Source organism: Nocardia sp. NPDC003482 (genome assembly GCF_053588115.1).
The window spans coordinates 153,142-178,493 of the sequence record NZ_JBSFPI010000014.1 but is presented as its reverse complement, the minus strand read 5'-3'; the positions used below and the strand labels follow the sequence as shown (position 1 = coordinate 178,493).

The 25,352-nt window shown below is 69.3% G+C and carries 25 protein-coding genes; 10 read left to right on the top strand and 15 right to left on the bottom strand.

Annotated elements, in window-relative coordinates; genetic code table 11:
• Positions 1–7: 7 nt before the first annotated feature.
• From ACWDSJ_RS23015 to ACWDSJ_RS23005, 3 genes are all read right to left on the bottom strand, one after another.
• Entirely contained in the window at positions 8–769 is a 762-nt protein-coding gene (locus tag ACWDSJ_RS23015; protein WP_450034153.1) for a helical backbone metal receptor, read from the bottom strand.
• 105 nt (positions 770–874) lie between these two features.
• The gene (locus ACWDSJ_RS23010) at positions 875–1,639 is read right to left on the bottom strand and encodes an SWIM zinc finger family protein (protein ID WP_450034152.1); all 765 of its coding nucleotides are present in this window, start codon (positions 1,637–1,639) and stop codon (positions 875–877) included.
• Positions 1,636–4,440, bottom strand: a complete 2,805-nt coding sequence (locus ACWDSJ_RS23005) for a DEAD/DEAH box helicase (protein ID WP_450034150.1) — start codon at positions 4,438–4,440, stop codon at positions 1,636–1,638. The genes ACWDSJ_RS23010 and ACWDSJ_RS23005 overlap by 4 nt, the downstream gene beginning before the upstream one ends.
• Positions 4,441–4,574: 134 nt before the next feature.
• On the opposite strand from ACWDSJ_RS23005, the gene ACWDSJ_RS23000 reads away from it, so the two are divergent.
• Both ACWDSJ_RS23000 and ACWDSJ_RS22995 read left to right on the top strand, forming a co-directional pair.
• Entirely contained in the window at positions 4,575–4,937 is a 363-nt protein-coding gene (locus ACWDSJ_RS23000; RefSeq protein ID WP_387362339.1) for a hypothetical protein, read from the top strand.
• A 32-nt stretch (positions 4,938–4,969) separates the two neighbouring features.
• On the top strand, positions 4,970–5,671 hold the full coding sequence (locus ACWDSJ_RS22995; protein ID WP_450034149.1) for an HNH endonuclease family protein: 702 nt from the start codon (positions 4,970–4,972) through the stop codon (positions 5,669–5,671).
• Positions 5,672–5,903: 232 nt separating this feature from the next.
• On the opposite strand, the gene ACWDSJ_RS22990 is transcribed toward ACWDSJ_RS22995, so the two are convergent.
• The 3 genes from ACWDSJ_RS22990 to ACWDSJ_RS22980 all read right to left on the bottom strand — a co-directional run bounded on the left by ACWDSJ_RS22990 (position 5,904) and on the right by ACWDSJ_RS22980 (position 8,780).
• A complete protein-coding gene (locus tag ACWDSJ_RS22990; RefSeq protein ID WP_450034199.1) occupies positions 5,904–6,710 on the bottom strand; it encodes a sulfurtransferase in 807 nt (268 codons plus the stop codon).
• Positions 6,711–6,769: 59 nt separating this feature from the next.
• Positions 6,770–7,972, bottom strand: coding sequence for a benzoate/H(+) symporter BenE family transporter (locus tag ACWDSJ_RS22985; RefSeq protein WP_450034147.1), 1,203 nt, complete (start codon positions 7,970–7,972; stop codon positions 6,770–6,772).
• A 181-nt stretch (positions 7,973–8,153) separates the two neighbouring features.
• A complete protein-coding gene (locus ACWDSJ_RS22980) occupies positions 8,154–8,780 on the bottom strand; it encodes a class I SAM-dependent methyltransferase (protein WP_450034145.1) in 627 nt (208 codons plus the stop codon).
• Positions 8,781–8,891: 111 nt separating this feature from the next.
• Here ACWDSJ_RS22980 and ACWDSJ_RS22975 point away from each other — a divergent pair, with 111 nt between their 5' ends.
• Positions 8,892–9,950, top strand: coding sequence for an alpha/beta fold hydrolase (locus tag ACWDSJ_RS22975; protein ID WP_450034143.1), 1,059 nt, complete (start codon positions 8,892–8,894; stop codon positions 9,948–9,950).
• Positions 9,951–10,292: 342 nt separating this feature from the next.
• On the opposite strand, the gene purN is transcribed toward ACWDSJ_RS22975, so the two are convergent.
• Both purN and ACWDSJ_RS22965 read right to left on the bottom strand, forming a co-directional pair.
• Entirely contained in the window at positions 10,293–10,889 is a 597-nt protein-coding gene (purN, locus tag ACWDSJ_RS22970) for a phosphoribosylglycinamide formyltransferase (protein ID WP_450034142.1), read from the bottom strand.
• A gap of 608 nt (positions 10,890–11,497) precedes the next feature.
• Entirely contained in the window at positions 11,498–12,001 is a 504-nt protein-coding gene (locus ACWDSJ_RS22965; protein ID WP_450034141.1) for an Lrp/AsnC family transcriptional regulator, read from the bottom strand.
• Positions 12,002–12,167: 166 nt separating this feature from the next.
• Between ACWDSJ_RS22965 and pdhA the strand changes: the two genes are divergently transcribed.
• The 3 genes from pdhA to ACWDSJ_RS22950 are packed head-to-tail and all read left to right on the top strand — an operon-like array spanning position 12,168 to position 15,645.
• Positions 12,168–13,238: a pyruvate dehydrogenase (acetyl-transferring) E1 component subunit alpha gene (pdhA, locus tag ACWDSJ_RS22960; protein ID WP_450034139.1), complete on the top strand. Its 1,071-nt coding sequence runs from the start codon at positions 12,168–12,170 to the stop codon at positions 13,236–13,238.
• Entirely contained in the window at positions 13,235–14,215 is a 981-nt protein-coding gene (locus ACWDSJ_RS22955) for an alpha-ketoacid dehydrogenase subunit beta (RefSeq protein WP_450034138.1), read from the top strand. Before pdhA ends, ACWDSJ_RS22955 begins: the two co-directional genes overlap by 4 nt.
• A gap of 26 nt (positions 14,216–14,241) precedes the next feature.
• The gene (locus tag ACWDSJ_RS22950) at positions 14,242–15,645 is read left to right on the top strand and encodes a dihydrolipoamide acetyltransferase family protein (RefSeq protein ID WP_450034137.1); all 1,404 of its coding nucleotides are present in this window, start codon (positions 14,242–14,244) and stop codon (positions 15,643–15,645) included.
• Here ACWDSJ_RS22950 and ACWDSJ_RS22945 read toward each other — a convergent pair.
• Together ACWDSJ_RS22945 and ACWDSJ_RS22940 are read right to left on the bottom strand one after the other, a co-directional pair.
• Positions 15,623–16,096: an acyl-CoA thioesterase gene (locus ACWDSJ_RS22945; protein WP_450034135.1), complete on the bottom strand. Its 474-nt coding sequence runs from the start codon at positions 16,094–16,096 to the stop codon at positions 15,623–15,625. The genes ACWDSJ_RS22950 and ACWDSJ_RS22945 overlap by 23 nt on opposite strands.
• A gap of 24 nt (positions 16,097–16,120) precedes the next feature.
• The gene (locus ACWDSJ_RS22940) at positions 16,121–17,110 is read right to left on the bottom strand and encodes an AraC family transcriptional regulator (protein WP_387362361.1); all 990 of its coding nucleotides are present in this window, start codon (positions 17,108–17,110) and stop codon (positions 16,121–16,123) included.
• Positions 17,111–17,210: 100 nt separating this feature from the next.
• Between ACWDSJ_RS22940 and ACWDSJ_RS22935 the strand changes: the two genes are divergently transcribed.
• The 3 genes from ACWDSJ_RS22935 to ACWDSJ_RS22925 all read left to right on the top strand — a co-directional run bounded on the left by ACWDSJ_RS22935 (position 17,211) and on the right by ACWDSJ_RS22925 (position 19,939).
• Positions 17,211–18,470, top strand: coding sequence for an MFS transporter (locus ACWDSJ_RS22935; protein ID WP_450034134.1), 1,260 nt, complete (start codon positions 17,211–17,213; stop codon positions 18,468–18,470).
• Positions 18,471–18,502: 32 nt separating this feature from the next.
• Positions 18,503–19,078 carry a TetR/AcrR family transcriptional regulator gene (locus ACWDSJ_RS22930; protein ID WP_450034133.1) on the top strand — a complete coding sequence of 192 codons (576 nt, stop codon included), beginning with the start codon at positions 18,503–18,505 and terminating at the stop codon, positions 19,076–19,078.
• Positions 19,079–19,150: 72 nt separating this feature from the next.
• Positions 19,151–19,939 carry an SDR family oxidoreductase gene (locus ACWDSJ_RS22925; protein WP_387362367.1) on the top strand — a complete coding sequence of 263 codons (789 nt, stop codon included), beginning with the start codon at positions 19,151–19,153 and terminating at the stop codon, positions 19,937–19,939.
• 40 nt (positions 19,940–19,979) lie between these two features.
• Here the strand turns inward: ACWDSJ_RS22925 and ACWDSJ_RS22920 are convergent, their stop codons facing one another.
• On the bottom strand, positions 19,980–21,419 hold the full coding sequence (locus tag ACWDSJ_RS22920) for an MFS transporter (protein ID WP_450034131.1): 1,440 nt from the start codon (positions 21,417–21,419) through the stop codon (positions 19,980–19,982).
• A 58-nt stretch (positions 21,420–21,477) separates the two neighbouring features.
• On the opposite strand from ACWDSJ_RS22920, the gene ACWDSJ_RS22915 reads away from it, so the two are divergent.
• On the top strand, positions 21,478–21,984 hold the full coding sequence (locus ACWDSJ_RS22915) for a MarR family winged helix-turn-helix transcriptional regulator (protein ID WP_450034129.1): 507 nt from the start codon (positions 21,478–21,480) through the stop codon (positions 21,982–21,984).
• A 45-nt stretch (positions 21,985–22,029) separates the two neighbouring features.
• On the opposite strand, the gene ACWDSJ_RS22910 is transcribed toward ACWDSJ_RS22915, so the two are convergent.
• From ACWDSJ_RS22910 to ACWDSJ_RS22895, 4 genes are all read right to left on the bottom strand, one after another.
• Positions 22,030–22,329 (bottom strand): hypothetical protein, encoded by a 300-nt coding sequence (locus tag ACWDSJ_RS22910; RefSeq protein WP_450034128.1) that lies wholly within the window; start codon positions 22,327–22,329, stop codon positions 22,030–22,032.
• Positions 22,330–22,391: 62 nt separating this feature from the next.
• Positions 22,392–23,804 (bottom strand): NAD(P)(+) transhydrogenase (Re/Si-specific) subunit beta, encoded by a 1,413-nt coding sequence (locus tag ACWDSJ_RS22905; protein ID WP_450034126.1) that lies wholly within the window; start codon positions 23,802–23,804, stop codon positions 22,392–22,394.
• Positions 23,805–23,807: 3 nt separating this feature from the next.
• Complete coding sequence (locus tag ACWDSJ_RS22900) at positions 23,808–24,125, bottom strand: NAD(P) transhydrogenase subunit alpha (protein WP_387362377.1); 318 nt, start codon at positions 24,123–24,125, stop codon at positions 23,808–23,810.
• Positions 24,125–25,249, bottom strand: coding sequence for a Re/Si-specific NAD(P)(+) transhydrogenase subunit alpha (locus tag ACWDSJ_RS22895; protein WP_450034124.1), 1,125 nt, complete (start codon positions 25,247–25,249; stop codon positions 24,125–24,127). Before ACWDSJ_RS22895 ends, ACWDSJ_RS22900 begins: the two co-directional genes overlap by 1 nt.
• Between the last annotated feature and the right edge of the window lie 103 nt (positions 25,250–25,352).

Genomic DNA, 25,352 nt, shown 5'->3' with positions numbered 1-25,352 from the left:
GCGGCCCTCAGGCCACGAAGGCGCCCGCCAGCTGATCGGTCAGAGTGGCGCGCGCGGTGACCAGCGACGGGCCGTACCAGGTGAGGCTGCGACCCTCCACCAGCGCGACCGGGATGCCGGGGAAGGCGTCGGGGCCGTCGTCGGCGGTGAAGACGTACGGCTCGTCGGGCAGGACCGCCAACTCCACTCCGCCGCGCACTTCGTCCTCCGACAGTCGGGGATACCGTTCGGGCCGGTCGGCGTGCACGAGCCGCAGACCCAGTCGGCCCGCCAGATCGGCGGTGAAGGTGTCGGCCCCCACGACCATCCACGGATTGCGCCAGATCGGAATCACGGCGTCCCGCAACGGTTTCGGAGCCGGGACGCGCCACGCCCGCTCGGCCTCGTCCAGCCAGCCGGGGCGGCCGACGCCGAGCGCGACCTCGAAAAGCCTTGCCAGCGAATCGAATGCCTCGTCCAACGTTCGAATCCTGGTGACCCACACGGGTATTCCGGCGACGCGCAGCCGATCCACGTCGATGCGCCGGTTCTCCTCCTGATTGCACACCACCAGATCGGGCGCGAGTTCCACGATCCGCCGCACATTCGGATTCTTCGTCCCCCGCACCCGCTCGACCGCCAGATCCGCTGGGTGCGTACACCATTCGGTCGCCGCCACGAGCAACCCCGGGCAGCTGTGCGCGATGGCCTCCGTCAGCGACGGGACCAGCGAGACCACGCGGCCCACGGGCCGGGACAGCCGCACCTCCGCACCGAGATCGTCGCGCATGACTTCACGATAGCCCGCCCCAGCGCCCCGCCCGAGGCGAGTCCCCGCGCCGCTGGCTGATCGCGGCCGAGGCCAGGCGCAGGCGCAACCCAACGCGACACGGCGTCACGGCAACCCGCGATAGAGCTCCCGCAGATCGCGCAGGCCCGCCTCCGCGGTGCGCTCGTCCTCGGCGGTCATGCGCAGCGCCTGCCGCAGCGGGACGGGATCGAGATCCTCGTACGCCGGGCGGAATTCGGGCACGGGCAGGGCGGGCAGGTCGGTGTTCTCGCCGTAGAGATCGTCGGAGACGGTCGGACCGTCGTCGGACTGCACCCCGCCGATGAGGGTGTCCAGATCGAGTCCGCGCAGCACGAGCATGACCGAGGGCTGCTCGTCGAGTCGCTCGGCGATGATGTAGCAGAGCGCGGCGACGTGCTTGCACGGCCAGCCCGAATCCGGGCAGGTGCAGGCGAAGTCGAGTTCGGCGGCGGTGGTGGGCAGCAGCAGCGGGCCCAGTTCCTTCGGCAGCGCGCCGGAGGCCAGTTGGGCGAGCATGCCGGGCGTGCCGCGCACCAGCTCGATCAGTTCGTCGAGCCGCTCGTCGCGGAGCTTGCGCATGGTCAGCGCGGCCGCGAACGGACGCGGCTGGCTGCCCTGCACCTCCGCGGACACCGCGCCCGGCTCGAGGTGATAGGTCACCACCTGCCCCGAACGCGCGTAGGAACGGCCGCGCGCGAGCCGCCCCGCATCGGCGACGTCCTCGATCGCCTCGATGAACGAGCGCCCCCACCAGGTGCGCGCGAACGAGCCGCGGCGGCTGCGCGGTTCCACCCCGCCGCGCACCGGCAGGCGTTTGCCGTATTTGCTGTAGTCCTCGAAGGAGGTCATTCGCCCACCGCCTCGGGGCCGAGCGCGAACAGCTCGCGCAGCTCGTCGGAACTCAGCTCGGTGATCCAGTTCTCGCCGGTGCCGACGGTCAGGTTCGCCAATTCCTGTTTGCCGCCGATCATGTCGTCGATGCGCTCCTCGATGGTGTCGACGCAGACCAGCTTGCGCACCTGCACATCGCGGCGCTGGCCGATGCGGAACGCGCGATCGGTGGCCTGGTTCTCCACCGCCGGATTCCACCAACGGTCCAGGTGCACAACGTGATTGGCGGCGGTGAGGTTCAGCCCGGTGCCACCGGCCTTGAGCGACAACAACATCAGCGGCGGACCGTCGTCGTGCTGGAACCGGTCGACCATGGCGTCGCGGGCCTTCTTCGCCACACCGCCGTGCAGGAACGGGACCGTCGTGCCGAACCGCTCCGCGAGGTAGGGCGCGATCAGCTCGCCGAACTCCCGGAACTGGGTGAACAGCAGGGCCTTCTCGCCGTCGGCGACCACGGACTCGAGCACGTCCTCGATCAGCGCCAGCTTCCCGGAGCGATGCTGCCCGCGCCGCAGCACGCCCGACCCGTCGCCGAGATAGTGGGCGGGATGGTTGCAGACCTGTTTGAGCCGGGTCAGCGCGCCGAGCACCGCGCCCTTGCGGGCCATGCCCTCCGATCCGCGCAGCTTGGCGACCATATCGTCGACGACGGCCTGATACAGCGCCGCCTGCTCGACGGTGAGATTGGCGCGCACGGTCATCTCGATCTTGTCGGGCAGATCCGAGATCACCGCCGGATCGGTCTTGACCCGCCGCAGCACGAACGGCGCGGTGATCGCGCGCAGCCGGGTGACCGCGTTCTCGTCGCGTTCCCGTTCGATCGGCACCGCGAAGCGGGAGTGGAACTCCGACGCCTTGCCGAGCAGTTTCGGCGCGGCGAAGTCGAGGATCGACCGCAGCTCCTCGAGCCGGTTCTCCACCGGAGTTCCGGTGAGCGCCAAGCGATGTCGGGCCGGGACGCGGCGGGCGGCGCGCGCCTGCCGGGTGGCGGCGTTCTTGATGTGCTGGGCCTCGTCGAGCACGATCCGCTCCCAGGGCTGGCGTTCCAGCTCCTCGGTGTCGCGGGCGAGCAGGGCGTAGGTGGTGATCATCAGATTCGAATACGCCACGGCCGCATCGAGTTCCGCGCCGCGCCGACGCCCCGCGCCGTGATGGACGAGCACGCGCAGGCCGGGCACGAAGCGTTCGGCCTCGCGCTGCCAGTTGCCGACCACCGACATCGGGCACACCAGCAGCGTCGGGCCGGGAACCGTTGCGGCGGTTTCCCTTTCGTGCGCCAGCAGCGCCAGCACCTGCACGGTCTTGCCCAGACCCATATCGTCGGCGAGGATCGCGCCGCAGTTGAGCCGGTTCATGGTCGCCAACCAGGACAGGCCGCGCAACTGGTACGGGCGCAGCTGGGCCTTCAGACCGGCCGGGGGATCGACGTCGCGCACGGACTTGGTCGAGTCGAACAGCTCCGCGGCCCATCCCGTCGCGCCCGCCCGCTCGACGGGCACCTGCGGGATTCCCGCCGCGCCGACCTCGCCGAGGAACTGGGTCAGGGTGCCCACCGTCTCGTCGGTGCGGCCCTCGAGATAGGCCGCCGCGGCGGCGAGCGTGCGGTGATCGGCCTGCACCCACTGCCCGCGCAGGCGGACCAGATCGGATTTCGCCTGGACCAGACGACTCATCTCGGCCGGGGTGAGGACCATATCGCCGAGCGCCAGCTCCCAGCGGTAGGACACCAACCCGCTGAGACCCACCGCGGTCTCGGTCGCGGCGGGGCTCTGCACGTGGACGCGCATACTCGGCGCGACGATCCGCCAGGCGCGCGGCAGCAGCAGCTGCACACCGGCCTCGCGCAGCACGGTCGCCCCGTGCGCGACGAGATCCCGCACGACCTCGGTGGGCAGCAGGAAGTCCATGCCGCGCGGATCGCGGGGCAGCTCGCGCAGCAGCGGGTACGCCCGCACGGCGGCGGTCACCTTCTCCCCGGCCAGGCGGACCAGGCTCGGATCGCCGTGCAGCGGAACCGCTTGCGGCGCTTCGCCTTCCGCGCGCAGACAGACCTCCAGCCGCCACAGCGCGTCGAGACTGTCGTCCGCGGCGTCGTCGTCGGGTTCGAGCAGGCGCAGGACCAGTTCGGGTTCGCCCGCGGTGAGGCTGGTCCGCCAGTGCTCGAGAGCCGTCGCCACGCGATGCGATCCGGCGGGCAGCGGCACGTCCGCGAGCAGCGCCGACAGCAACGGGTGCGCGGAGTCGAGGCGCGGCGCGTGCAGCCGCGCGATCGGGTCGGTCAGTTCCTCGACCAGATCCTCTAGGACGGTGGCGGGGCGGCCGGGCAGGCGCAGCGCGGGCGGCATGGCCACCGCGAGTTCGGCGAGCCACGCGCGTTGCCGACGGCCGCCGACCAGCCGCCAGCGCACCCACCAGTCCCCGTCCTCGCGCCGCAGTTCGGGCACGATCCGGCCCGCGCGCACCCACCGCTCGACGCCGAGCGCGACGTGGGCGAGGAAGCGCAGATCGGCGGCGACGGTGGCGGCCGGAAGGGATTGCAGCAGAACGCGAGCGGCGGCGTCCGGGGCGAGGGCGTGTGCGAGCACCTCGGTCTCCACCGGCCCGTCGGGACCCGCGACGAGTACGGTCGCGCGATGCCGGAAGCGGGCCGTCTGCACGATCGACCCCAGCGGGACGGGCGGGACGGCGCTGTCGTCACCGGCATCGGGCCGCCGCCACAGCAGCAGCCCCGAGCCCGGTGTCCACAACCCGTGCAGCATGGGTCCATCCAAGCAGCCGGCACCGACACGATGCGCCGCGACCGTGGCCTTTCCTTCTGCGATGGCACGGCACATACTGAGATATCCGCTGGTCACAGCCGATGAAACACCTGTGCGACCGAGAGGGCGGCACGATGACCATCCTGCTCCAGGTTCTCGAACAGAGTTTCACGCCGACCACCCCGTGGGAGCGGCGCAAATTCACCTTCGTCGACGCGGCCAAGATCGTCGGCATGCGACTCGACGGCCAGTGCGGCGTCTGGCTGGATCTGTCGCGACCGGGTGAATCCCAGCGCCTGGCCTGCACCCGCGACCCCCGCGACGCCATCACCTTCCTGCTCACGACCTTCGCCAAGATCGCCGAATGCGAGGACCGCGGCGGCTCGTGGGTCATCGGGCACGACGGCGAACGCGTCGAAACCCTCGCGGCCACCCGGTTCCCGCCCACCGCCGTGGACCTGGCCTCCGATCAACTCCTGGCCCGCGCCTGGATGTGAACCTGTCGGTGCCCCCGTGTACAACCTGACGGGTGCGCTGGGGGAAGTACGGCTTCGGACTCGCGACGGTTCTGGCGACGGCACTGACCGCCGCCTGCTCGATCCTGGGCACCGACCCACCGGCCCCCGGCAGCCCACCCCGAGCCGAACTCGAACGCCTCCTCGGCGTCGTCCGCCTCCTCGACACCCGCCCACCGCTGCGCGGCTACGAACGCGGCTGCCAGGCCGCCCAAGCCTGCGTCTTCGGCCCCGCCTGGTCCGACGACCACGACGGCCCCGGCGGCCACGACGGCTGCGACGCCCGAAACACGGTGCTGGCCAACCAATTACACGAGGTCCACTACCGCCCCAACACCCACGACTGCGTCGTCCAATCCGGCACCCTGAACGACCCCTACACCGGCCGCCGAATCCCCTTCACCCGAACCAACCCCCGCACGGTCCAAATAGACCACGTCTACCCCCTAGCCGCCGCCTGGGCCATGGGCGCCCCCACCTGGCCCCTCCCCCACCGCCTCCGCTTCGCCAACGACATAGTCTTCAACCTCCTGGCCGTAGACGGCGAAACCAACGAATCCAAGGGCGCCCGCACGCCTTCCGACTGGCTCCCCCCATCCGCCGCCTACCACTGCTTCTACGCGGGCAAGTACCTGACCGTCGCGATCCACTACGACCTACCGATCACCAAGGCCGACCATCGAGCGCTCACCAAGGTCGCCTCCAGGTGCCCGTGAACCGTTCCACCACAAGGATTTCCGACCCCGGCACCGCTTGTTTCCGCGCCCGGTACGGCCTAGGGCGTCCCCTTGTCCCCCCGCCTGGTCCGGCCCAGGGCACCCATGTTCCCCGATCCGACCCAGGGCCACCCATGTTCCCCGGTCGGGCCCAGGGCCACCCATGTTCCCCAGTCCGGCCCAGGGCCCCCTTGTTCCCCGCCCGGTCCGGCCTGCGGGCCGGGCGGGGATCTCACACGGTGGCCACAGGCCGGTCGGGATCGCTGGACCACTGCGACCAAGACCCCGGATAGAGCGCGGCGTCGATCCCCGCGACGGCGAGGGCGGCGATCTGGTGGGAGGCGGTGATCCCGGACCCGCAGTAGACCGCCACCGGACCCGTACCGAGGGTGACGAAGCGGTCCCGGAGCTCATCGGCAGGCTTGAAAGTCCCCTCCGGCGTGAGATTTTCGGCCGTCGGGGCGCTCAAGGCCCCCGGGATGTGGCCCGCTCGGGGATCGATCGGCTCGGACTCACCCCGATAGCGGTCCCCGGCCCGGGCGTCGAGCAACAGCCCGGACCAACTCGCCGCCCCGTCGGCGTCGATCGTCGGCATATGCCCCGAGGTCAGCACGATGTTCCCGGGCTCCGGCGCGGGTGCGTCCCCGCGCGCGAGTTCGCCACCGGCGCGCTCCCACGCGGGCAGGCCCCCGTCCAGAATCCGTACGTCTCCCACACCGCCCCAACGCAACAACCACCAGGCCCGAGCCGCCGCCATCCCGCCCGTCGCGTCGTAGACCACCACCGGCTCCCCGGCCCGCAAACCCCAACTGCGCGCGCACTTCTGGAGATGAGCCGGATCGGGCAGCGGATGCCGGCCGCGGCCGGGCGAGGGCGGTGCCGACAGCTCGGTCTCGAAATCGACGAAGACGGCCCCGGGAATGTGCCCGTCCAGATAATGCTGCGGCCCGTCCGGATCCCCCAGCGCCCAGCGCACATCCAGCAGATGCGGCCGGGAACCGTTGTCGGACAGCGCTTTCCGAAGGTCATCGGCCGAGATCAATACCGCGGTCAAGCCAGCTCCTGTTCTCCAGATCTGTACCCTGTCGCGAAACACCCTCACCCTACGCCCGAACCCAGCGCCCAGCGCACCGCCAACCCCACGACCAGCGCCCAGAACGCGGCCCCGATCCCGAAGATCGCGACCCCGGACGCCGCCACCAGAAACGTGGCCACCCCCGCGATCCGATGCTCCGCCGCGCTCAGCGTCGCCGTCAGCGCGGCACCCAGCGTGGCGATCAGGGCAAGTCCCGCAACGGTTTCCAGCACCCCCTTCGGCGCCGCCGCCACCAGCGTCACGAAGGCCCCGGACGCCAACGCCACCACCAGATACGTGCTCCCGGCCGCCATGACCGCGATCCACCGCCGCCGCGGATCCGGATGCGCCCCGGGCCCCGCCGTCAACGCGGCGCTCAACGCCGCCAGATTGATCGCGTGCCCGCCCGCGGGCGCCCCGATCATCGTGCCGACCCCGGTCGTCGCCATGGCCGCCCGCCACGGCACCCGATACCCGAACGAACTCATGATCGCGGTCCCCGGAATGTTCTGCGCCGCCATGGTCACGATGTACAGCGGCACCGCCACCCCGATCACGGCCTGCCAATTGAAATGCGGCGCAACGAGTTCCACCCGAGGAGCCATCTCCGACCACGCCACCGACCGATGCGTCACCGCGATATCGATCCCCGCCCCCACCGCCGCGACCAGGAACGCCGCCAGCACCGCCCACCGGGCCGCGAACCGCTGCAACACCAGCCACGTCACCACCACCGGAATCACCACGGCCGGACTGACCACCACCGCGTGCACCGGCGCCAGACACAACGGCATCAACACCCCCGCCAACATGGCCTGCGCGATCTCCGCCGGAATCGCCGCGATCAACCTCCCCAACCGCTCCCAGAACCCCGTCACCACGATCAACACCCCCGTCACCACGAACGCCCCCACCGCCGCGGGCCACCCACCCGCCACCGCCCCCGTACTCGCCAACAGCGCCGCCCCCGGAGTGGACCAGGCCAACGAGATCGGCATCCGATACCGCCAACTCAGAATCATCATCCCCACGGCCTGCGTCACACACACCGCCGCCAACCCCGAAGCCGCCTGCCCCGGCGACGCCCCCACCTTCGTCAACCCCGCCAAAACCACCGCGAACGAACTGGTCAACCCCACCAGCGCCGCGACCACCCCCGCCCCGATCGGCTGCCCCACCCCCACAGCCCGCTCCCCCACGGCCGCACTCTCCACACCACTACTCACCGAGCCATCCTCACCAATCCCCCACCCCCAGTCACCATCCACTCCCCCAAAACTGGCCTGATTTCCCCAACGCCCGGCAACCCAGCCGCACCCTTTATTCGAATCCGCACCCCTTCCAGGGCTACACAACGGGTGCGGATCCGAACAAGGGGTGCGGCTGGGTTGCCGGACGGGGGGTGGGTCAGCGCTTTCGGGCTGTGCCGACGACCAGGGGGACGATGGTGGACATCATTGTCGGCATTTGGCGGTGGTCGATGCTTTCGATCTCGAAATCTGTTGCGGCCAGGTAGGATTCGAAGTCGCGGTTGGCGTGGCAGCCGTCCGCGAGGCGCCGTTGCATCGGCGTCAGCAGGTCCTGGAAGAACGCTCGGACGCCGGTGCCTCGGACGTGCTCGTGGAAGAGGAACCGGCCGCCCGGCCGCAGGACCCGGTGCACCTCACGCAGGGCGCGGGCGGGGTCGCGGACCGAACAGAACACCAGCGACGCGGTGACCGTGTCGAAACTGCCCTCGGGGAACTCCAGATTGTGCGCGTCACCATCGACGATCGTGACGGCGGCCGGGGTATCGGTCCGCTCCGCGAGCCGCGCCCGCAGCGCCGCGTTCGGTTCGAGCAGGACCAGCGCGTCGAGATCGCCGGGATAGTGCGGTACGGAAAGCCCGTTCCCCGCACCGATTTCGAGGGTGCGGCCCCGCGCGTGCGCGAGTTGCTCGCGGCGCATATCGGCCTGCCCGGCCCGATCGACGCGGGACATGAAATTCGGGTACCAGCTGGCGAAGACGCGCTGACCGAACGTTGTGGTGGTCATGGTGATCGAGTGTGGCGGGCCAGGGCGACCGGTGTCATGGCCGTTTCGGGCCATCATCGATGGCGGGAACGGGTGATGCGCCCGCGGTGTCCGGGACGATGTTCTCCTGTCGTGAGAATCCGCACGACCGGTGAGAGGTGGCTCATGTTGCGCGTCGAGGATCAGGTCGTCCGTCATGTGCGAACGGTCGGCGGCGACGTCGCCTATTCGGCGGTCGGCAGCGGCCCCGCCCTGCTGATCGGCGGATGGTGGTGCAGCCACCTGGCCCTCAACTGGGAGGACCCGCTGTTCCGCGGGTATCTGTCCCGGCTCGCCGACCGCTTCACCGTCATCCGCTACGACCAGCCCGGCCGTGGCCTGTCCGGTGGCGGCGGCGCTCCCCTCGAACTCGAGGCCGAGATCGCCGTCACCACAGACCTTCTCGACGCCCTCGGCCTGGAGCGCGTGGCGATTCTCGGCGCGTCCTCCGGCGGGGCCGTCGCCGCCGGACTCGCGGCCCGCCTCCCCCGCCGCGTCCACCGCCTCGTGCTCTACGGCGCCTTCGCCCGCGGCGCGGACCTCGCCCCCGAGGCCGCCCGCCGCGCCATGGTCGACACCATCGCCACCCACTGGGGCCTCGGCTCCCGCCTCCTCGCCGACGTCTTCGTCCCCGGCGCCGACAACGCCGAACGCAAACGCTTCGCCCAATTCCAACGCCTGTCCGCCACCGCCGACCAGGCCGCCCGCTCCCTGGCCGCCACCTACGCCCTCGACGCCACGAATCACCTTGCGGCAGTGCGAATCCCGACCACCGTCCTGCATCGGAGAGACGACCGAGCCGTCCCCTTCCCCCTCGGCCTCGACGTGGCCCGCCGCCTCCCCCGCGCCACCTTCGTCGAACTCCCCGGCGAGGACCACTTCCCCTGGCGCGGCAACGCCACCGCCGTAGCCGACGAAACCCTCCGAGCCCTCGGCCACCCCCTCCCACCCCGCCCCACCCCACCGGGCCCCCAAGCCCTCACCCCCCGCGAACGCGAAATCCTCCACCTCGTCTCCCAGGGCCTCACCGACCACCAAATAGCGGCCCACCTGACCCTCAGCCCCCACACCATCCACCGCCACATAGCCAACGCCCGCACCAAACTAGGCGTCCGCTCCCGAGCCGCCGCCGCAGCCGCCCTCCACCCCTAACCCCCCCGCCCCGGCAGCCCCCGCCGCACCCCTTATTCGAATCCGCACCCCCTCTAGCGCCCCACAAAGGGTGCGGATCCGAATAAAGGGTGCGGCTGTGATAATAGAAACTAATACTATTGCGACGGTTCAGCTCTTGCGGCACATGAATTTCGGGGAAGCCAGGAATACCCTATCGTATTAGAAAGTGCTTTGACCGACAGCGACGGAGTCGCATACAGCGAGGGCGCTTTTGGTTGAAAGGTTGCAATACTCGATGATCGACGCTCCGAGCGTCTGCCCGTACACAATCGCTTTACCCGGTAGGCCGCGCGACGGCACGGACCGCAACCGGATGATTGGCTAAAGGATCTCCTTGTGAGCTATCTTCCGGATGACAGCCGGCAACAGGGCGTGTTCGGCCGCCAAGACACGCTGCGCCAGCGTTTCCACCGTATCTTCGGCCAGGACAGGAACGTAGGACTGCGCAATCACTTCACCCGCGTCGTATTCCTGGGTGACGAGATGGACCGATGGCCCGCTGAATTGGTCCCCTGAGGCCAGCACGGCCGCGTGTACGGCCTGACCGAACATTCCCGGTCCGCCGTGGCGGGGCAACAATGCGGGGTGAATGTTGAGAATACGCGACGCGTATTCTCTGCGGGTCCTGTCGCCGACCTTCTTCATGTAGCCAGCCGTCACGACCCAGTCGATCCGATGTTCGCGCAGGGCAACTCGCATCGCTTCGTCGAGGTCATCCGGATTCGCGTACGTTCGCCCCGACATATGGAGGGCTGGGATACCGTGTTCGCGCGCGAAGGCGAGCGCCCCCGAACCGCTGTTGTTGCTGATGACCAGCGCAATGCAGAATCGAGAATCGTCTGCGAGCGAGGCTCGATGCAACGCGCGCAGATTCGACCCCTTGTGCGAGGCAAGTACTGCGACTCGGATCTCCGGCATGCCGTGCAGTGTCTCATAATGCCGATAAGGGCGCCGTGCACTGCACCTAACGGAACGATCCGGCCAAGCGTTCACTGGCCTACACCCATGGCCGAGTCTCGATGGAATGGTTGGCATGACTGTTATGTGCTGTGGCCCCACATAATCCACCGTCACGTCGTCAATGCCGCACCAAACTCGGCGTTCGCCCCGAGCCGCCACCGCGTCCGCCCTCCGAACGCACCATTTCACATAAGCACAAAGTTTAGTGTCCACGCCCCCTCACCGTGGGATTCGAACCAAACCCACCGCGGCCACGAATGAACAAGGCCCGCTACCTAGACGCCCACGACACCAATCTCGACAGGCCGGACTGGAAGCTGCACCTCGAGTCCGGTTACCGGAACAACCGAGAAGCGATAGAAGCCGTGGAGCGAGCCAGCCTCCAAGCTACGAACGCGCGATCCAAGACGAAAACACCCGCACCGCCGACCACTGACCGCCACCCCAGCCGCACCCTTTATTCGGATGCGCACCCCTTGTAAGGCCATGCAGGGGGTGCGAATCCAAGTAAAGGGTGCGGCTGTGTTGCCGAACCTGGGGTTGCCGAACCTGGGGTGGCGGGCGGGTCAGCGAGGGGCGCGGGCGTTCGAGAGGCGTTGGAGCAAGGGCGAAGTCCGCGGCCCCACAAGCTGGCGCATGACCAACGCCATATTCGTCCGTTCCACCCCCGGAATCTTCAAAATCTGCCCAGCGATCCGATACAGATCATCCGCATCCCGCGCCACCACCCGAACAGTGAGATCCGTAGGCCCCGTCATCCCACACACCTCCGTCACCTCCGGAACCTCCGCCAACTCGTCCACCACCGAATCCAGCTTGTGCTGATCCACCACCACCGCCACGAACGCCGACAACGGATAGCCCAACGCTCGCGGGTCCACCCGACGTTCGAAGCTGCCCAGCACCCCGCCCGCCTCCCAGCGCGCCAGCCGCGCCTGAACCGTATTGCGCGACAACCCCAATCGCGTGGCCAGCTCCACCCCCGTCGCCCGGGGGTTGGCCACCAGTTCGAGCAACAACCGGGCATCCGTCGCGTCGACCACCGCGTTGACAGGTTCTGCACTGGACATGCGATGCAGTATGACAGCAATCAGCGGCCGGACGACGAGCATTCTGCACAGTTGCCGTGTGGTGACTTGCGCAAATCGCCCAGGCGTGGATGCTGTGAGTTACAGCACATCGATATGTCGCGATACCCGGAGACCCCGGCAGCGCGATGAACAGGAGGCGATGGGCATGGCCGACAGAGCCACCTACCCGGTGCAGTTGGTTCAACCGGACGGACGACGGGTGTTCGATCGGGAGCACGCGGCGTCGGTCGCGGATGTGGGACCCACAGAGCTGCGCGAACTCTACGAGGACATGGTGGTCGCCCGCCGGATCGACACCGAGGCGACCGCACTGCAACGGCAGGGGCAGCTCGGGCTGTGGGCGCCGCTGTTCGGGCAGGAGGCGGCTCAGGTCGGTTCGGCCCACGCCCTGCACCGCGACGACTACGTGTTCTGTAGCTATCGCGAGGCGGCCGTGGCCTACTGCCGCGGCGTCGATCCGGCGAAGATCACCCGGCTGTGGCGGGGGGTCGCGCACCACTGCTGGGATCCGGCCGAGATCAATATGACCAATCCGGCGATCGTGGTCGGCGCCCAGGGTTTGCACGCCACCGGCTACGCCTACGCCGCGCATCTCGAGGGCGCGGAGATCGCGGTGGTCGCCTACTTCGGCGACGGCGCGACCAGTCAGGGCGATATCGCCGAGGCCCTGGGTTTCGCCGCCTCGTGGAGCGCCCCGGTGGTCTTCTTCTGCCAGAACAACCAGTGGGCGATCAGCGAACCGGTCCGCGTCCAGAGCCCCACCCCGATCGTGCGGCGCGCCTACGGCTACGGCATCCCGGGTGTGCAGGTCGACGGCAACGACGTGCTCGGCGTCCTCGCGGTGACCCGGCAGGCGATCGCCCGCGCCCGGTCCGGCGGCGGCCCGTCCTTCATCGAGGCCATCACCTACCGCATGGGCCCGCACACCACCGCCGACGACCCGACCCGCTACCGCACCGCGGCCGAGACCGAGGTGTGGCAGCGCCGCGACCCCATCGATCGAATGCGCCGCCTGCTGGAGCGAGAAGGCTTGTGGGACAACGCCTTCGAGCACCACGTCAAGGACCGGTCCGACGAGGTCGGCGCCCGTGTCCGCACCGCCACTCTCGAACTCCCCGACCCCGATCCGAGCGAGCTGTTCGACCACGTCTACGCCGCGCCGCATCCCCTGATCGACGAGCAGCGCGCGGCCCACCTGGAGGGAGTCCGCTCGTGATCACCACCTTCGCCAACGCGCTCAACACCGGCCTGCGCCGAGCCCTCGAGGACGACCCGAGCGTCGTGTTGATGGGCGAGGACATCGGCCGCCTCGGCGGCGTCTTCCGCGTCACCGACAGCCTCCAGAAGGACTTCGGCAACAACCGCGTCATCGACACCCCACTGGCCGAATCCGGCATCGTCGGAACGGCTTTCGGCATGGCGCTGCGCGGCCTGCGTCCGGTCTGCGAGATCCAGTTCGACGGCTTCGTCTACCCGGCCTTCGATCAGATCGTCTCGCAGGTCGCCAAGATCCACTACCGCACGCAAGGAAAAGTCAACGCACCCTTGACGATTCGCATTCCGTTCGGTGGCGGCATCGGCTCGGTGGAGCACCACTCCGAATCCCCCGAGGCGTACTTCGCGCACACCGCGGGTCTGCGCGTGGTCGCGCCGAGCAACCCCGCCGACGCGTATCTCATGCTCCGCCAGGCGATTTCGGCGGACGATCCGGTGATCTTCTTCGAACCGAAACGCCGCTACTGGGACAAGGCCGAGGTCGATTTCGCCGCCCTCGACGACGACCCCTTCCCGCTGCACCGCGCCCGCGTGCTGCGCCCGGGCGCCGACGCGACGATCGTGGCCTACGGCGGCACGGTCCGCACCGCGCTCACCGCCGCCGAGATCGCCGCGGGCGAGGGCCGCGACCTCGAGGTGATCGACCTGCGCAGCCTGTCGCCGATCGACTTCGACACCATCGAGGAATCGGTGCGCCGCACGGGCCGATTGATCGTGACACACGAGGCCCCGGTCTTCGCCGGGCTCGGCGCGGAGATCGCCGCACGCACGGCCGAACGGTGTTTCTACCACCTCGAGGCCCCGGTCTTGCGGGTCGGCGGCTTCGACATCCCCTATCCCCCGGCTAAGCTCGAACGGCACCACCTGCCCGACCCCGACCGCATCCTCGACGCGGTCGACCGCACGCTCGCCGCCTGATCCGCTCGTTCAGACAGAGGTGCCCGTTGGAAGACTCGGTTGAACCGGACCGGAACGTTCTCGAATTTCGCCTGCCCGACCTGGGCGAGGGCCTGACCGAGGCCGAACTGGTCGCGTGGTCGGTCGCCGTGGGCGACACCGTGGAGTTGAACCAGACCATCGCCGAGGTCGAGACGGCCAAGGCCCAGGTGGCCCTGCCCAGCCCGTTCGCCGGGACGGTCGCGGAGCTGCTCGCCACCCCGGGCGACACCGTGCCCGTCGGCGCGCCCCTGATCCGTGTCCGGGTCGACGCCGCCCCCGAGGGTCGACAGTCGGTACTGGTCGGCTACGGTCCCGAAGCGGAAGCCACATCCCGCCGCGGCCGCAGGAGTCCCGCGGTGGCACACGCCGATTCCGCCTCGACTCGAAACGGGAAAGACGAAGCACCCCAACAAGTTTCGCCTCCCACCCGCCCGGATCCCCAGGGCTATCCCGAGATTCCCGGCCGCCCACCGGCCACCCCCGCGGCGCGCAAGCTGGCCCGCGAACTCGGCATCGATATCGCCTTCGTCGCCGGTTCGGGTCCGGGCGGCGCGGTCACCGTGGAGGATGTGCGCCACGCCGTCCCGGTTTCCCAGCCGCCCAACCGGATTCGCCGCGAGGACGAGTCGGAGGACGCGCCGCGCCCGGTCCCGCACCGGGTGCCGCTCATGCGCCCGGACAGCGGCGTCGTACGACCCGCACCCACGGCGCGCGAATCCCGTACCCCGGTCGGCGGGGTGCGCAAGCGTACCGCCGCGGCCATGGTCGCTAGCGCCCGCGGCATCCCGCAGGCCAGCGCCTTCGTGGCCGCCGACTTCACCGCGTCGATGGAACTGCTCGATCATCTGCGGGCCACCGAATCCTTCGCCGGACTCTCGCTGACTCCGCTGGCTCTGGTGGCCAAGGCGACCCTCGCGGCGATGGCCGAGTTCCCGGGCATCAACACGTTCTGGGACGAGGACAAGCACGAGATCGTCACCAAGCACTATGTGAACCTGGGCATCGCCGTCGCCACCGAGCGGGGGCTGCTGGTCCCCAACATCAAGGAGGCGCACGCGCTGAGCCTGCGCGATCTGTGCCGGGAGATCGGCTGGCTGGCCGATGTGTGCCGCGCGGGCACGGCCACCCCGGCCGATCTGCGCGGCGGCACGTTCACCATCAGCAATGTGGGCGTGTTCGGCGTGGACACCGGTGTGCCGCTGGTGAATCCGGGCGAGGCCGCGATCCTGTGCCTGGGCTCGATCCGCAAGCGGCCGTGGGTCTATCGCGACGAGCTGGCCGTGCGCTGGGTCACCGAACTGGGGTTGAGCTTCGACCATCGGATGATCGACGGCGAGCTGGCGGCCCGATTCCTGGCGACGGTGTCCTCGCTGCTGGAGGATCCGCTCACGCTGTTGGGTCGGGTATGACCAGTTCCTCGGCGACCGCGCGGATCACCGCGGGGATCTCGACCGGTTGCCGGGTGACGTCGTCGACGTAGACGTGCACGAACGTGCCCGTCGCGGCCAGTTCGAGCGCGTCCCCGTCCGCGCGGAAGATGGCCAGGTCGTAGGTGATGCTGGAGTTGCCGAGCCGGGCCACCCGCAGCCCCACCCGCAGTTCGTCGGGGAAGCTGAGCGAACCCAGGAACCGGCAGGAGGTCTGGGCGACGACGCCGATCGCCGGTAGATCGCGAATGTCGGTGCCGGTGGCGTGGATCAGCCACGCGTTGACGGCGGTGTCGAAGTACGAGTAGTAGGTCACGTTGTTGACGTGGCCGTAGTGATCGTTGTCCGCCCACCTGGTCGGCATGGGCCAGAGCACCGGGTAGTCCTGCTGCGTGGTCGTCACCCGCTCGACCTTAGCCAGGGCCGTGATCATGTCGTAACGGAACCGCCCGAGTGGTCACCGGCCGCCGGACGCGCGGGCGACGCCGGAGGGTTCGCGCTCGATCGACGCGGACCCCGAGCGGTGATCGCGCGGGCTCACCCCGTAGTGCCGCTTGAAGGCGGTGCTCAGGGCGAACGCGCTGCTGTATCCGACTCGGCGCGCGATGGATTCGACCGTGGCGTCGGATTCGTGCAGCAGATCGGCCGCCAGCGCCAGCCGCCACTCGGTGAGGAACGCCATGGGCGGCTCGCCGACCAGATCGGTGAAGCGCCGGGCCAGCGCCGCCCGGGACGCGCCCACCTCGGCGGCGAGCGCGGCGACCGTCCAGGGATGGGCGGGATTGTGTTGCAAGAGCCGTAGTGCCTTGCCCACCAACGGATCCGCGTAGGCGTGGTACCAGGCGGGCGCGTCGGCGCGGGCGAACCAGGCGCGCAGCACCGCGATCAGCAGCAGATCGAGCAGCCGGTCCAGCATCGCGCCCTGGGCGGGACGGTCGCGGGCGCTCTCCTCGACGAGCAGATCGAGAATCGGGGAGTCCAACTCCGCGCGCCGCAGCACCACGACCGGCGGCAGCGCCCGCAGCAGGCGACGGCTCGCCGCGCTCTCCTGTTCGTAGGTGCCGGTGACCAACATGGTCGCGGCGTTCGGATCGGTGCCCCAGCCGCGCACGCCCAAACTCCATGTCTCGCAGAGCACTTCGCCCTCGGGCGTGGTGGTGACATTGCCCGGTTCGATGTACACCTGCGGGGCGGTCGCGGGATCGTCGGCGACCGTGTAATGGTCCGGCCCCCGGAACACCGCCACATCGCCCGCGTGCAAGGGCCGCGGCGCGGCGCTCCCCGTCGCCGGATGCGGGATGATCCACCCGTCCCCGCGCACCATCGCCGCCACCGTCAACGGCGCCTCGTCCCGCACCAACAGCGACCACGGCGGATCCAGCAACGACCGCACCACGAACGCCCCCCGCGCCCGCGGCCCCTCGAGCAGGCTCTCCAGCGGATCCACCCCCTGACCCTGACAGACCCGTACGAGGTTCTCAACCCTGTTCCGACAGGACCACGAATCCACCGACCCCGAAACGGTTCCGAACGGTACCGTCGAATCGGTGGACGCTACGACGCTTGCCCCTCCGGTCCGGATCGCGCGCGCCGCGGTGTTCGGGGTGTTCGGGCTCAACGGGTTTCTCGGGGCCATGTGGGTCGTGCACATTCCGGCCGTCACCGAGCGGACCGGGGTCTCCAATGCCACGCTGGGCATGTTGATCCTGTTGATGGCCGGGGTGGCCATCGTCGGTATGCGGGTCGCGGGGCCGCTGGCCGACCGGTTCGGTAGCCGGGTCCTGGTCGCCGCGGCGGCCGGGATGCTCTCGGTGGCGGTCGTCGGACCCGGTCTCGCGACGGGACCGGTCTCGCTGGCGATCGCGCTGATGCTGTTCGGGTTCGGCAACGGCGCGCTCGACGTGTCGATGAACGCGCAGGCCGTGCACGTCGAACGCGCCTACCCCCGGCCGATCATGGGCGCCTTCCACGCGCTGTTCTCCTGCGGCGGCCTCGTCGGTTCGCTGGCGGGCGCGGCGGCGCTGCGCGCGGGCTGGGACATCCGGCTGACCCTCACCATCGCGGCGGTCCTCGGACTGGCGGCCGTGGCCGTGTGCGTGCCGAAGATGCTGGCGCGCACCGGAACCACCGAGGATCCCGCGACCTCGTTCCCGCCCACGCCCGCCGACGGCCCGGACGTCTCCGCGGCCGCGGTCGCGCGCCCACCCGGGCCCGCAGCTCCCGTCGCGCCGCGAGGCACGGGTGATTCGGCGCGGAAAACCGTGCGGCGCAAGGTGTTCGCCCTGGCGGCCATCGCCTTCGCGTTGCTCATGACCGAGGGCGTCGCCAACGACTGGAGCGCGCTGCAACTGCGCGAACACCTAGGGGCCAACGAGGCGACCGCCGCGCTCGCCTTCGCCGCCTTCTCCACGACCATGACCCTCGGCCGATTCGGCTCCGATCGGGTGAGCGGACGCTTCGGTCCGGTCGCGGTGGTGCGCTGGGGCGCGCTGCTCGCGGCGGCCGGGCTGATCGCGATCGTCGCCTCGTCGTGGATTCCGCTGACCCTCGTCGGCTGGGGCTTGATGGGACTGGGCCTGTCCGGCGGCATCCCCCAGATCTTCACCGCCGCGGGCAATCTCGGCACCGAGACCGCCGCCACCGATATGTCCCGCGTGTTCAGCCTCGGCTACCTGGGACTGCTGGCCGGACCGTCGATCATCGGCTGGCTGTCGAAACCGACCTCGCTCACCGCCGCGCTGCTGGTCCCGCTGGCGGCCGTCCTGCTGTGCGCGTGGGGCGCGCGGGTCGTCCGACCAAGTTCTTGACCCAGAGGTCTAAAAGGCTGTAGGTTCGAGACATGGGCAGACCACGCAACTTCGAGGCCGACGCGGTGGTGGAGCGGGCCATGGAGGTGTTCTGGACCCACGGCTACGCCAACACCTCACCGGCCCAGCTCGCCGAGGCCACCGGCGTCGGAAAGGGCAGTCTCTACAACGCCTTCGGCAGCAAACGCGAACTGTTCGATCGAGCCCTCGATCGCTACGACGTCGCGGGAACCGAACTGGCGCAAGCGATTCTGTCCGAACCGGGCGGCACCCGCGAGCGGATCGGCGCGTTCCTGCGCTTCCTCGTCGACACCGACCTGTCCCATCCCGATCGGCGCGGCTGCCTGGCGGTCAACACCGCCACCGAACTGGCCGGGCACGATCCCGAGATCAGACGCGTCGTGCGTCGCATGGCCGAGCACACCCTCGGCGCCCTGCGCACCCGCCTCGAACAGGGCGTGCGCGACGGCGATGTGCGCGCCGACCTCGACCCGCGAGCCACCGCGGAATTCCTGCTCACCACCATCAGCGGCCTGCGCGTCATGGCCCGCAGCTACGACGCGCCGACCCTGCACAGGGTCATCGACACCGCCCTGACCGTCCTCTGACCACCCGGTCCGCATCCCGCGGCCTTCGTCATACCCCAATTTTTGACCCTTAGTTCAAGAAAGGAAATCCCCATGGATCTCGAACTGACCGGCAAGACCGCGCTCGTCACCGGCGCCAGCAAGGGCATCGGCCTGGCCGTGGCCGAGGCGCTCACCGCCGAGGGCGTGCGGGTGGTCGGCGCGGCCCGCACCATCACCCCCGAACTCGAAAAGGCTTCGGTCGCGGCGATTTCCGTCGACCTGGGCACCGCCGAGGGCGCGCGCTCGGTCGTCGACGCCGCCCTGACCGAACTCGGCGGCCTCGACATCCTCGTCAACAATGTCGGCGGCGGCGACGCGGACAAACTGCGGCTGGGCACCCTGCTCGACATCGACGACGACCAGATCCAGAAGATGTTCGACCTCAACCTGTTCAGCGCGATCCGCACCGCCCGCGCGGCCCTGCCCTCGCTGATCGAGCGGCGCGGCGCCATCGTGAACATCTCCTCGATCAACGCCCGCTGGCCCAGCGGCGGCCCGGTCGGCTACAGCGAGGCCAAGGCCGCGCTGACCGCGTTCGGCAAGCGGCTGGCCGAGGAGTTCGGCCCGCGCGGCGTGCGCGTCAACACGGTCTCCCCCGGTGTGGTCGGCACCCCGCTCTGGCGCGATCCGGCCGGATTCGGCTCGAAAGTGGCCGAGGCGAACGGTGTTTCGCTGGACCAGCTGCTCCAGGCGATCCCCCAGCAGTTCGGCATCACCTCCGGCCGCATCACCGAACCCGAGGAGGTCGCCGCCCTGGTGTCCTTCCTCGTCTCGGCCCGCGCCACCAACATAATCGGCGCGGACCACGTCATCGATGGCGGATCGGTCAAGATCCTCTGAGCCGCCGGCGGTCCCCTGCCCCCGGGCAGGGGACCCGGCTTTACTCCCGAACGTGCTTGTGCCGCAACCCGTTCCCGAGCGCCACCGCCGCCGCGGCGAACGAACCCACGCTCAGGATGGCGAAGCTGACGACATAGGCGCGCAGCGACGGAATCCCGGTGTCCCCGATGGTGATCGCGCTCAGCACCGACGCGGTGATGGCCCCGGCGATACTGCCGCCCGCCACGCGGACCAGCGAGTTGATCCCGCTGGCGATACCGCTCTCGCTCATCGGAACGTGCTGCACGGCCAGCGTGCCCAGCGCCGCGTACCCGATGCCGAAGCCGATGCCCTGCAACACATTCGAGACGATCATGTCGTAGCCGTGGCTGTGGAAGATCGCCAGCCAGCCGGTCGCCAGCCCGCCGAACACCGCGCCGATGGCCAGCGTCTTGGCCGCGCCGATGCGGGCCACGATGCGGCCGGTGCGGAACGAGAAGAACGTCATCAGAACCGAACTCGGGATGCCGTACAGCCCCACCGCCAGCACCGAACCCGACAATCCGTAGCCCAGCTTGTCGTGCGGCGCCTGCACGAAATTCGAGATGAGCGTGAAGGATCCGAACATCGCGAAGCCCAGCAGCGCCGAGGCCAGATTCGCCGACGACGACATGGGCCCGACCAGCAGCGGCAACCGCACCAACGGCTGCGCCACCTTCAGCTCCACCAGCACCCACACCACCGCCAACACCGCCGAGGCGGCGAACAGCCCGATCACGCTGGCCGCACCCCACCCCCAGCGCGGCCCCTCGCTGATCGCGAGCAGCAGGCACACCAGCAGCCCGGCCAACAGGATCGCGCCGAGGAAGTCCGGTCGCCCGCCGTGCCGCGCGCCGATGTCCTTGGCGCTCACCTGGATCAGCGCGGTCGCGAGCACCGCGCAGCCGGTGACCATCCAGAACACCGGATGCGGATCGGTCGTCTTGTCCGCGATCACGCCCGTGACGAGCATGCCGATCGTGCCGCCCACCCCCATGGTCCCGCTGACCACGCCGATGGCCGTGGTGAGCCGCTCGCGCGGGAAGGTGTCGCGAATGATCCCGATCGCCAGCGGGATCATCGCCGAGGAGGTGCCCTGCAACGCCCGGCCGACGATGTAGACACCGAGCGAGGTCGCCAGCGCGCACACCACCGATCCCACGATCAGCAGGCCCATGCACAGCAGCACCATGCGCTTCTTGCCGTACATGTCGCCGAATCGCGAAAGCAGCGGCGTCGCAACGGCTCCGGTGAGCAGCGCGGCGGTGAACAGCCACGTCACGCCCGCGACATCGGTGTGCAGCTGCACGAGCAGGCGGGGCAGCAGCGGGATCACGACCGTCTGCTGGAGGGAGACCACCAGTCCGGCCGAGCACAACGCGAGCAGGGTCATTCCGAGATGGGCCGGAGCGCCGGTCCCGGCGGCGGTGCCGCTGGACCGTCCGGCGACGGTCGACGTCATCTTTTCGTCCTCATCTATTACTTAACAAACGTAAGTAAGTTACCCGTACAATAACCGCATGCCGCGCCCGGAAGCAATCTCCCCGCCCGAAATCCACGCTGATGCAGGGCATGTCGCGGAACTGGAACGCGCCATCACGCGGCTGGCGCATCTGCTCACCCGGGCGCGGCGGCACGATCAGACGGTGGCGGCGGCCGGGGTGAACATCGACCGCGCGAACGTGCCGCTGCTGCGAATGCTCGCCGACGCCGGAAAGCCCTTGCGCCTGGGCGAATTGGCGTGCCGACTCGATGTGGAGGCACCGCACGTGACCCGGCAGGTGCAGCGGCTCGAACGCGCGGGCATGGTGTCGCGGGTGCTCGACCCCGACGATCGCCGCGCCCAGCAGGTGCGGCTGACCACGGCCGGGCACGACGCGGTGGACGCGATCTCGGCGGTCATCCGCCGATCGATCCGAGACGCGTTGGCCCAGTGGACATCCGAGGATCTGTCGCTGCTCGCCAGCCTGAACCACCGGATGCTCGACGATTTCGAGATCGCCGCGAGCCGCACCCGGGTCCGCTAGGGGGTTACCGCCTCAGGTCCGGCCACGGCGGGCGGCGCACCGTAGTTACCGCCCGGAAAGATCCGGCCACGGCGGGCGGCGCAGCACCGCGAGGGTGCCGATGACGGCGGCGAGCAGTCCGGTGAGCACGCCCACGAAGGCGATCCGCTCGCCGTCGTAAACCGGTGCCCAGGAGACCTTTTCGCCGTGCACGACGAAGATCCCGAGCGGCCGCGGGCCCGGCCGGAACGGGCCGCCCGACCCCGTCACCGTGATGACCGTGGCCCCGTCGGCCGTCTCGTGCGGAGCGCCGTAGCCCACGGCGTCCCCGGCGGCGGGCAGGCCGAACCGTTCACGAAGCGTCACAGGGGCAGCTTAGAGGAATGGCCCCGGTCCTCGAAGCGGACCGGGGCCATCGCGCGAATCGCCTAGAGCGCCTTGAGCTCTTCGGTGACCGCGTTGACCGACTTCTTGGCGTCGCCGAACAGCATGGAGGTGTGGTCGGCGTAGAACAGCGGATTGTCGATACCGGCGAAACCGGAGTTCATCGACCGCTTGAGCACGATCACCGACTTCGCCTGATCCACGTTGAGCACCGGCATGCCGTAGATAGGGCTCGAGGAGTCCTCGCGGGCGGCCGGATTGGTGACGTCGTTGGCGCCGATCACCAAAGCCACGTCGGTACGGGCGAATTCGCCGTTGATGTCGTCCATCTCCTTGAGCGCGTCATAGGAGACCTCGGCCTCGGCCAGCAGCACGTTCATGTGACCGGGCATCCGGCCCGCCACGGGATGGATGGCGTATTTGACCTCCACACCCTTGCCCTCCAGCAGCGACGCCATCTCCTTGACCGCGTGCTGGGCCTGGGCGACGGCCATGCCGTAGCCGGGCACCACGATGACCTGGTTGGCGTAGGCCATCTGGATCGCGGCGTCGGCGGCGGACGTGGCCTTGGCCTGCTTCTGCTCCCCGCCCGCCCCGCTCGGCGCGGCGCCGCCGCCACCGAATCCGCCCGCGACGATCGCGGGAATGGACCGGTTCATGGCCTTGGCCATGAGGTTGGTGAGGATGGTGCCCGACGCGCCGACGATCATGCCCGCCACGATCATCGCGGTGTTGTTCAACGCCAAACCCGCTGCGGCGGCGGACAATCCGGTCAGCGCGTTGAGCAGCGAGATGACCACCGGCATGTCCGCGCCGCCGATCGGCAGCACGACCATCAGCCCGAGCACCGCCGCCGCCACGAGCACCAGCACCATCCACCAGGTGGACACGCCGTCCTTCGACGCCCCGACACCGATCACCACGGCGGCGGCGACGGCGGCCACGAACAGCAGAATGTTCAACGGCTGCTGCAACTTCCCGATCCCGATGGGCTTACCGGGCAGGATCTCCTGCAACTTGCCGAACGCGATCAGCGAACCCCAGAACGACACCGAACCGATGATCGCCGCGAACAGCGACGCCACCACGATGTGCACGCTGGGCTGCTCCGGAATCCGCGAAAACCCTTGCGTGTTCAGGAATTCCGACAGGGCGATCAACGCGACCGTGCCGCCGCCGACGCCGTTGAACGCCGCCACCAGCTGCGGCATGGCGGTCATCTTGGTGAACCGCGCGGGCGGCACGCCCAGCACCACACCGACGACCAGACCGGCGACGATGATGATCCAGTTGGTGGTGTCGCGGATCGCGATGAACGTCGCGACGACCGCGATGCCCATGCCGATCGCGGCGATCCAGTTGCCGCGCACCGCGGTCTTGGGTCCGGTCAGACCCATCAGACCGTAGATGAACAGCGCGAACGCGACGATATAGAGAATATTGACGAGATTGTCCATGGCCTACTTGCCCGCCTTCTCGCTCGCCGCGGGCTTCTTGCCCTTGAACATTCCCAGCATGCGATCGGTCACCACGAACCCGCCGATCACGTTCAGGGTGCCGAACACGACGGCGATGAACAGGATGATCTGGGTGGCGATCGAGGGATGCTCGATGCGGCCGAGCACCACCAGCGCGCCGAGCACGACGATGCCGTGAATGGCGTTGGTGCCGGACATGAGTGGGGTGTGCAGGGTGTTGGGGACCTTGGAGATGACCGCGAATCCGACGAATCCCGACAACACCAGGATCGCGATATTGGCCAGCAGTTCGGTATACATCAGCTCTGGGCTTCCTTCTCGCGGGTCACGCACGAATCCGCCAGCACCTGATCGGAGAAGTCCGGCGCCAGACGGCCCTCGGTCAGCATCAACTCCAGCAGGGCGGCGATGTTCTTCGAATACAACTCCGACGCGTGCTCGGGCATGGTCGCGGGCAGATTCAGCGGCGAGGTGATCGTGACGTCGTGGCGCACAACGGTTTTCCCGGGTTCGGTCAACTCGCAGTTGCCGCCGGTCTCCCCCGCCAGGTCCACGATCACGCTGCCGGGCTTCATACCCTCCACGGCGGCGGCGGTCACCAGCCGCGGCGCGGGACGACCCGGCACCAGCGCGGTCGTGATCACCACGTCGAAGCCCTTGATGGCGTCCTCGAGGGCCTGCTGCTGCCGGGCCTTCTCCTCGTCGGTGAGCTCGCGGGCGTAGCCGCCCTCACCGGCGGCGTCGATGCCCAGATCCAGCCACTGCGCGCCCACCGAACGCACCTGATCGGCCACCTCGGGCCGCACGTCGTAGCCGGTGGTGCGGGCCCCGAGCCGTTTGGCGGTGGCCAGCGCCTGCAACCCGGCCACACCCACGCCGAGCACCAGCACGGTCGCGGGCTTCACCGTGCCCGCGGCGGTGGTGAGCATGGGGAAGAACCGGGTCGATTCCGAGGCGGCCAACAGGACCGCCTTGTACCCGGCGACATTGGCCTGCGAGGACAGCGCGTCCATCACCTGCGCGCGCGAGATCCGCGGGATCGACTCCACGGCGAACGCCTGCACGCCCGCGGCCTTCAGCGCGCCGATCTTGTTGTCGGCGTTGCGGGGTGCGAGGAATCCGATCAACGTCTGTCCCGAGGACAGCTTGGCGATCTCGGTGTCGCTGGGCGGGGCGACCTTCACGACCACCTCCGCCGACCACGGATCACCGATGGTGGCCCCGGCCGCGACGTATGCTTCGTCCGGGATGAGAGCTCCGGCTCCGGCCCCGGCCTCCACGATCACCTCCACGCCCTGTTTCACCAGGGACGGAACGATCTTGGGCACCAAGGCCACCCGACGCTCGTCGGCGTTGGATTCACGTACGACTCCGACACGCGTCCCGCGCGGCGCGTCCGCGTCTGCGCTTTGCGTTGTCTCCACTGGTCATCTTCCTAACTCGAGCGGCGAGCGAGTAACTTACTTGCTGGTAGGTTCGTGCGAGGATACCTGGTCGCAGGGAAGCCTAACCGAGATCAACATCACA

Bases quoted from the DNA above. Each gene is read 5' to 3' on its own strand.
- ACWDSJ_RS22965 (WP_450034141.1), bottom strand. From the start codon at position 12,001: ATGTCCAGTGCAGAACCTGTCAACGCGGTGGTCGACGCGACGGATGCC.
- purN (WP_450034142.1), bottom strand. From the start codon at position 10,889: ATGCCGGAGATCCGAGTCGCAGTACTTGCCTCGCACAAGGGGTCGAAT.
- ACWDSJ_RS23005 (WP_450034150.1), bottom strand. From the start codon at position 4,440: ATGCTGCACGGGTTGTGGACACCGGGCTCGGGGCTGCTGCTGTGGCGG.
- ACWDSJ_RS23000 (WP_387362339.1), top strand. From the start codon at position 4,575: ATGACCATCCTGCTCCAGGTTCTCGAACAGAGTTTCACGCCGACCACC.
- ACWDSJ_RS22900 (WP_387362377.1), bottom strand. From the start codon at position 24,125: ATGTATACCGAACTGCTGGCCAATATCGCGATCCTGGTGTTGTCGGGA.
- ACWDSJ_RS22925 (WP_387362367.1), top strand. From the start codon at position 19,151: ATGGATCTCGAACTGACCGGCAAGACCGCGCTCGTCACCGGCGCCAGC.
- ACWDSJ_RS22930 (WP_450034133.1), top strand. From the start codon at position 18,503: ATGGGCAGACCACGCAACTTCGAGGCCGACGCGGTGGTGGAGCGGGCC.
- ACWDSJ_RS22920 (WP_450034131.1), bottom strand. From the start codon at position 21,419: ATGACGTCGACCGTCGCCGGACGGTCCAGCGGCACCGCCGCCGGGACC.
- ACWDSJ_RS23015 (WP_450034153.1), bottom strand. From the start codon at position 769: ATGCGCGACGATCTCGGTGCGGAGGTGCGGCTGTCCCGGCCCGTGGGC.
- ACWDSJ_RS22945 (WP_450034135.1), bottom strand. From the start codon at position 16,096: ATGATCACGGCCCTGGCTAAGGTCGAGCGGGTGACGACCACGCAGCAG.
- ACWDSJ_RS22905 (WP_450034126.1), bottom strand. From the start codon at position 23,804: ATGGACAATCTCGTCAATATTCTCTATATCGTCGCGTTCGCGCTGTTC.
- ACWDSJ_RS23010 (WP_450034152.1), bottom strand. From the start codon at position 1,639: ATGACCTCCTTCGAGGACTACAGCAAATACGGCAAACGCCTGCCGGTG.
- ACWDSJ_RS22980 (WP_450034145.1), bottom strand. From the start codon at position 8,780: ATGACCACCACAACGTTCGGTCAGCGCGTCTTCGCCAGCTGGTACCCG.
- ACWDSJ_RS22915 (WP_450034129.1), top strand. From the start codon at position 21,478: ATGCCGCGCCCGGAAGCAATCTCCCCGCCCGAAATCCACGCTGATGCA.
- pdhA (WP_450034139.1), top strand. From the start codon at position 12,168: ATGGCCGACAGAGCCACCTACCCGGTGCAGTTGGTTCAACCGGACGGA.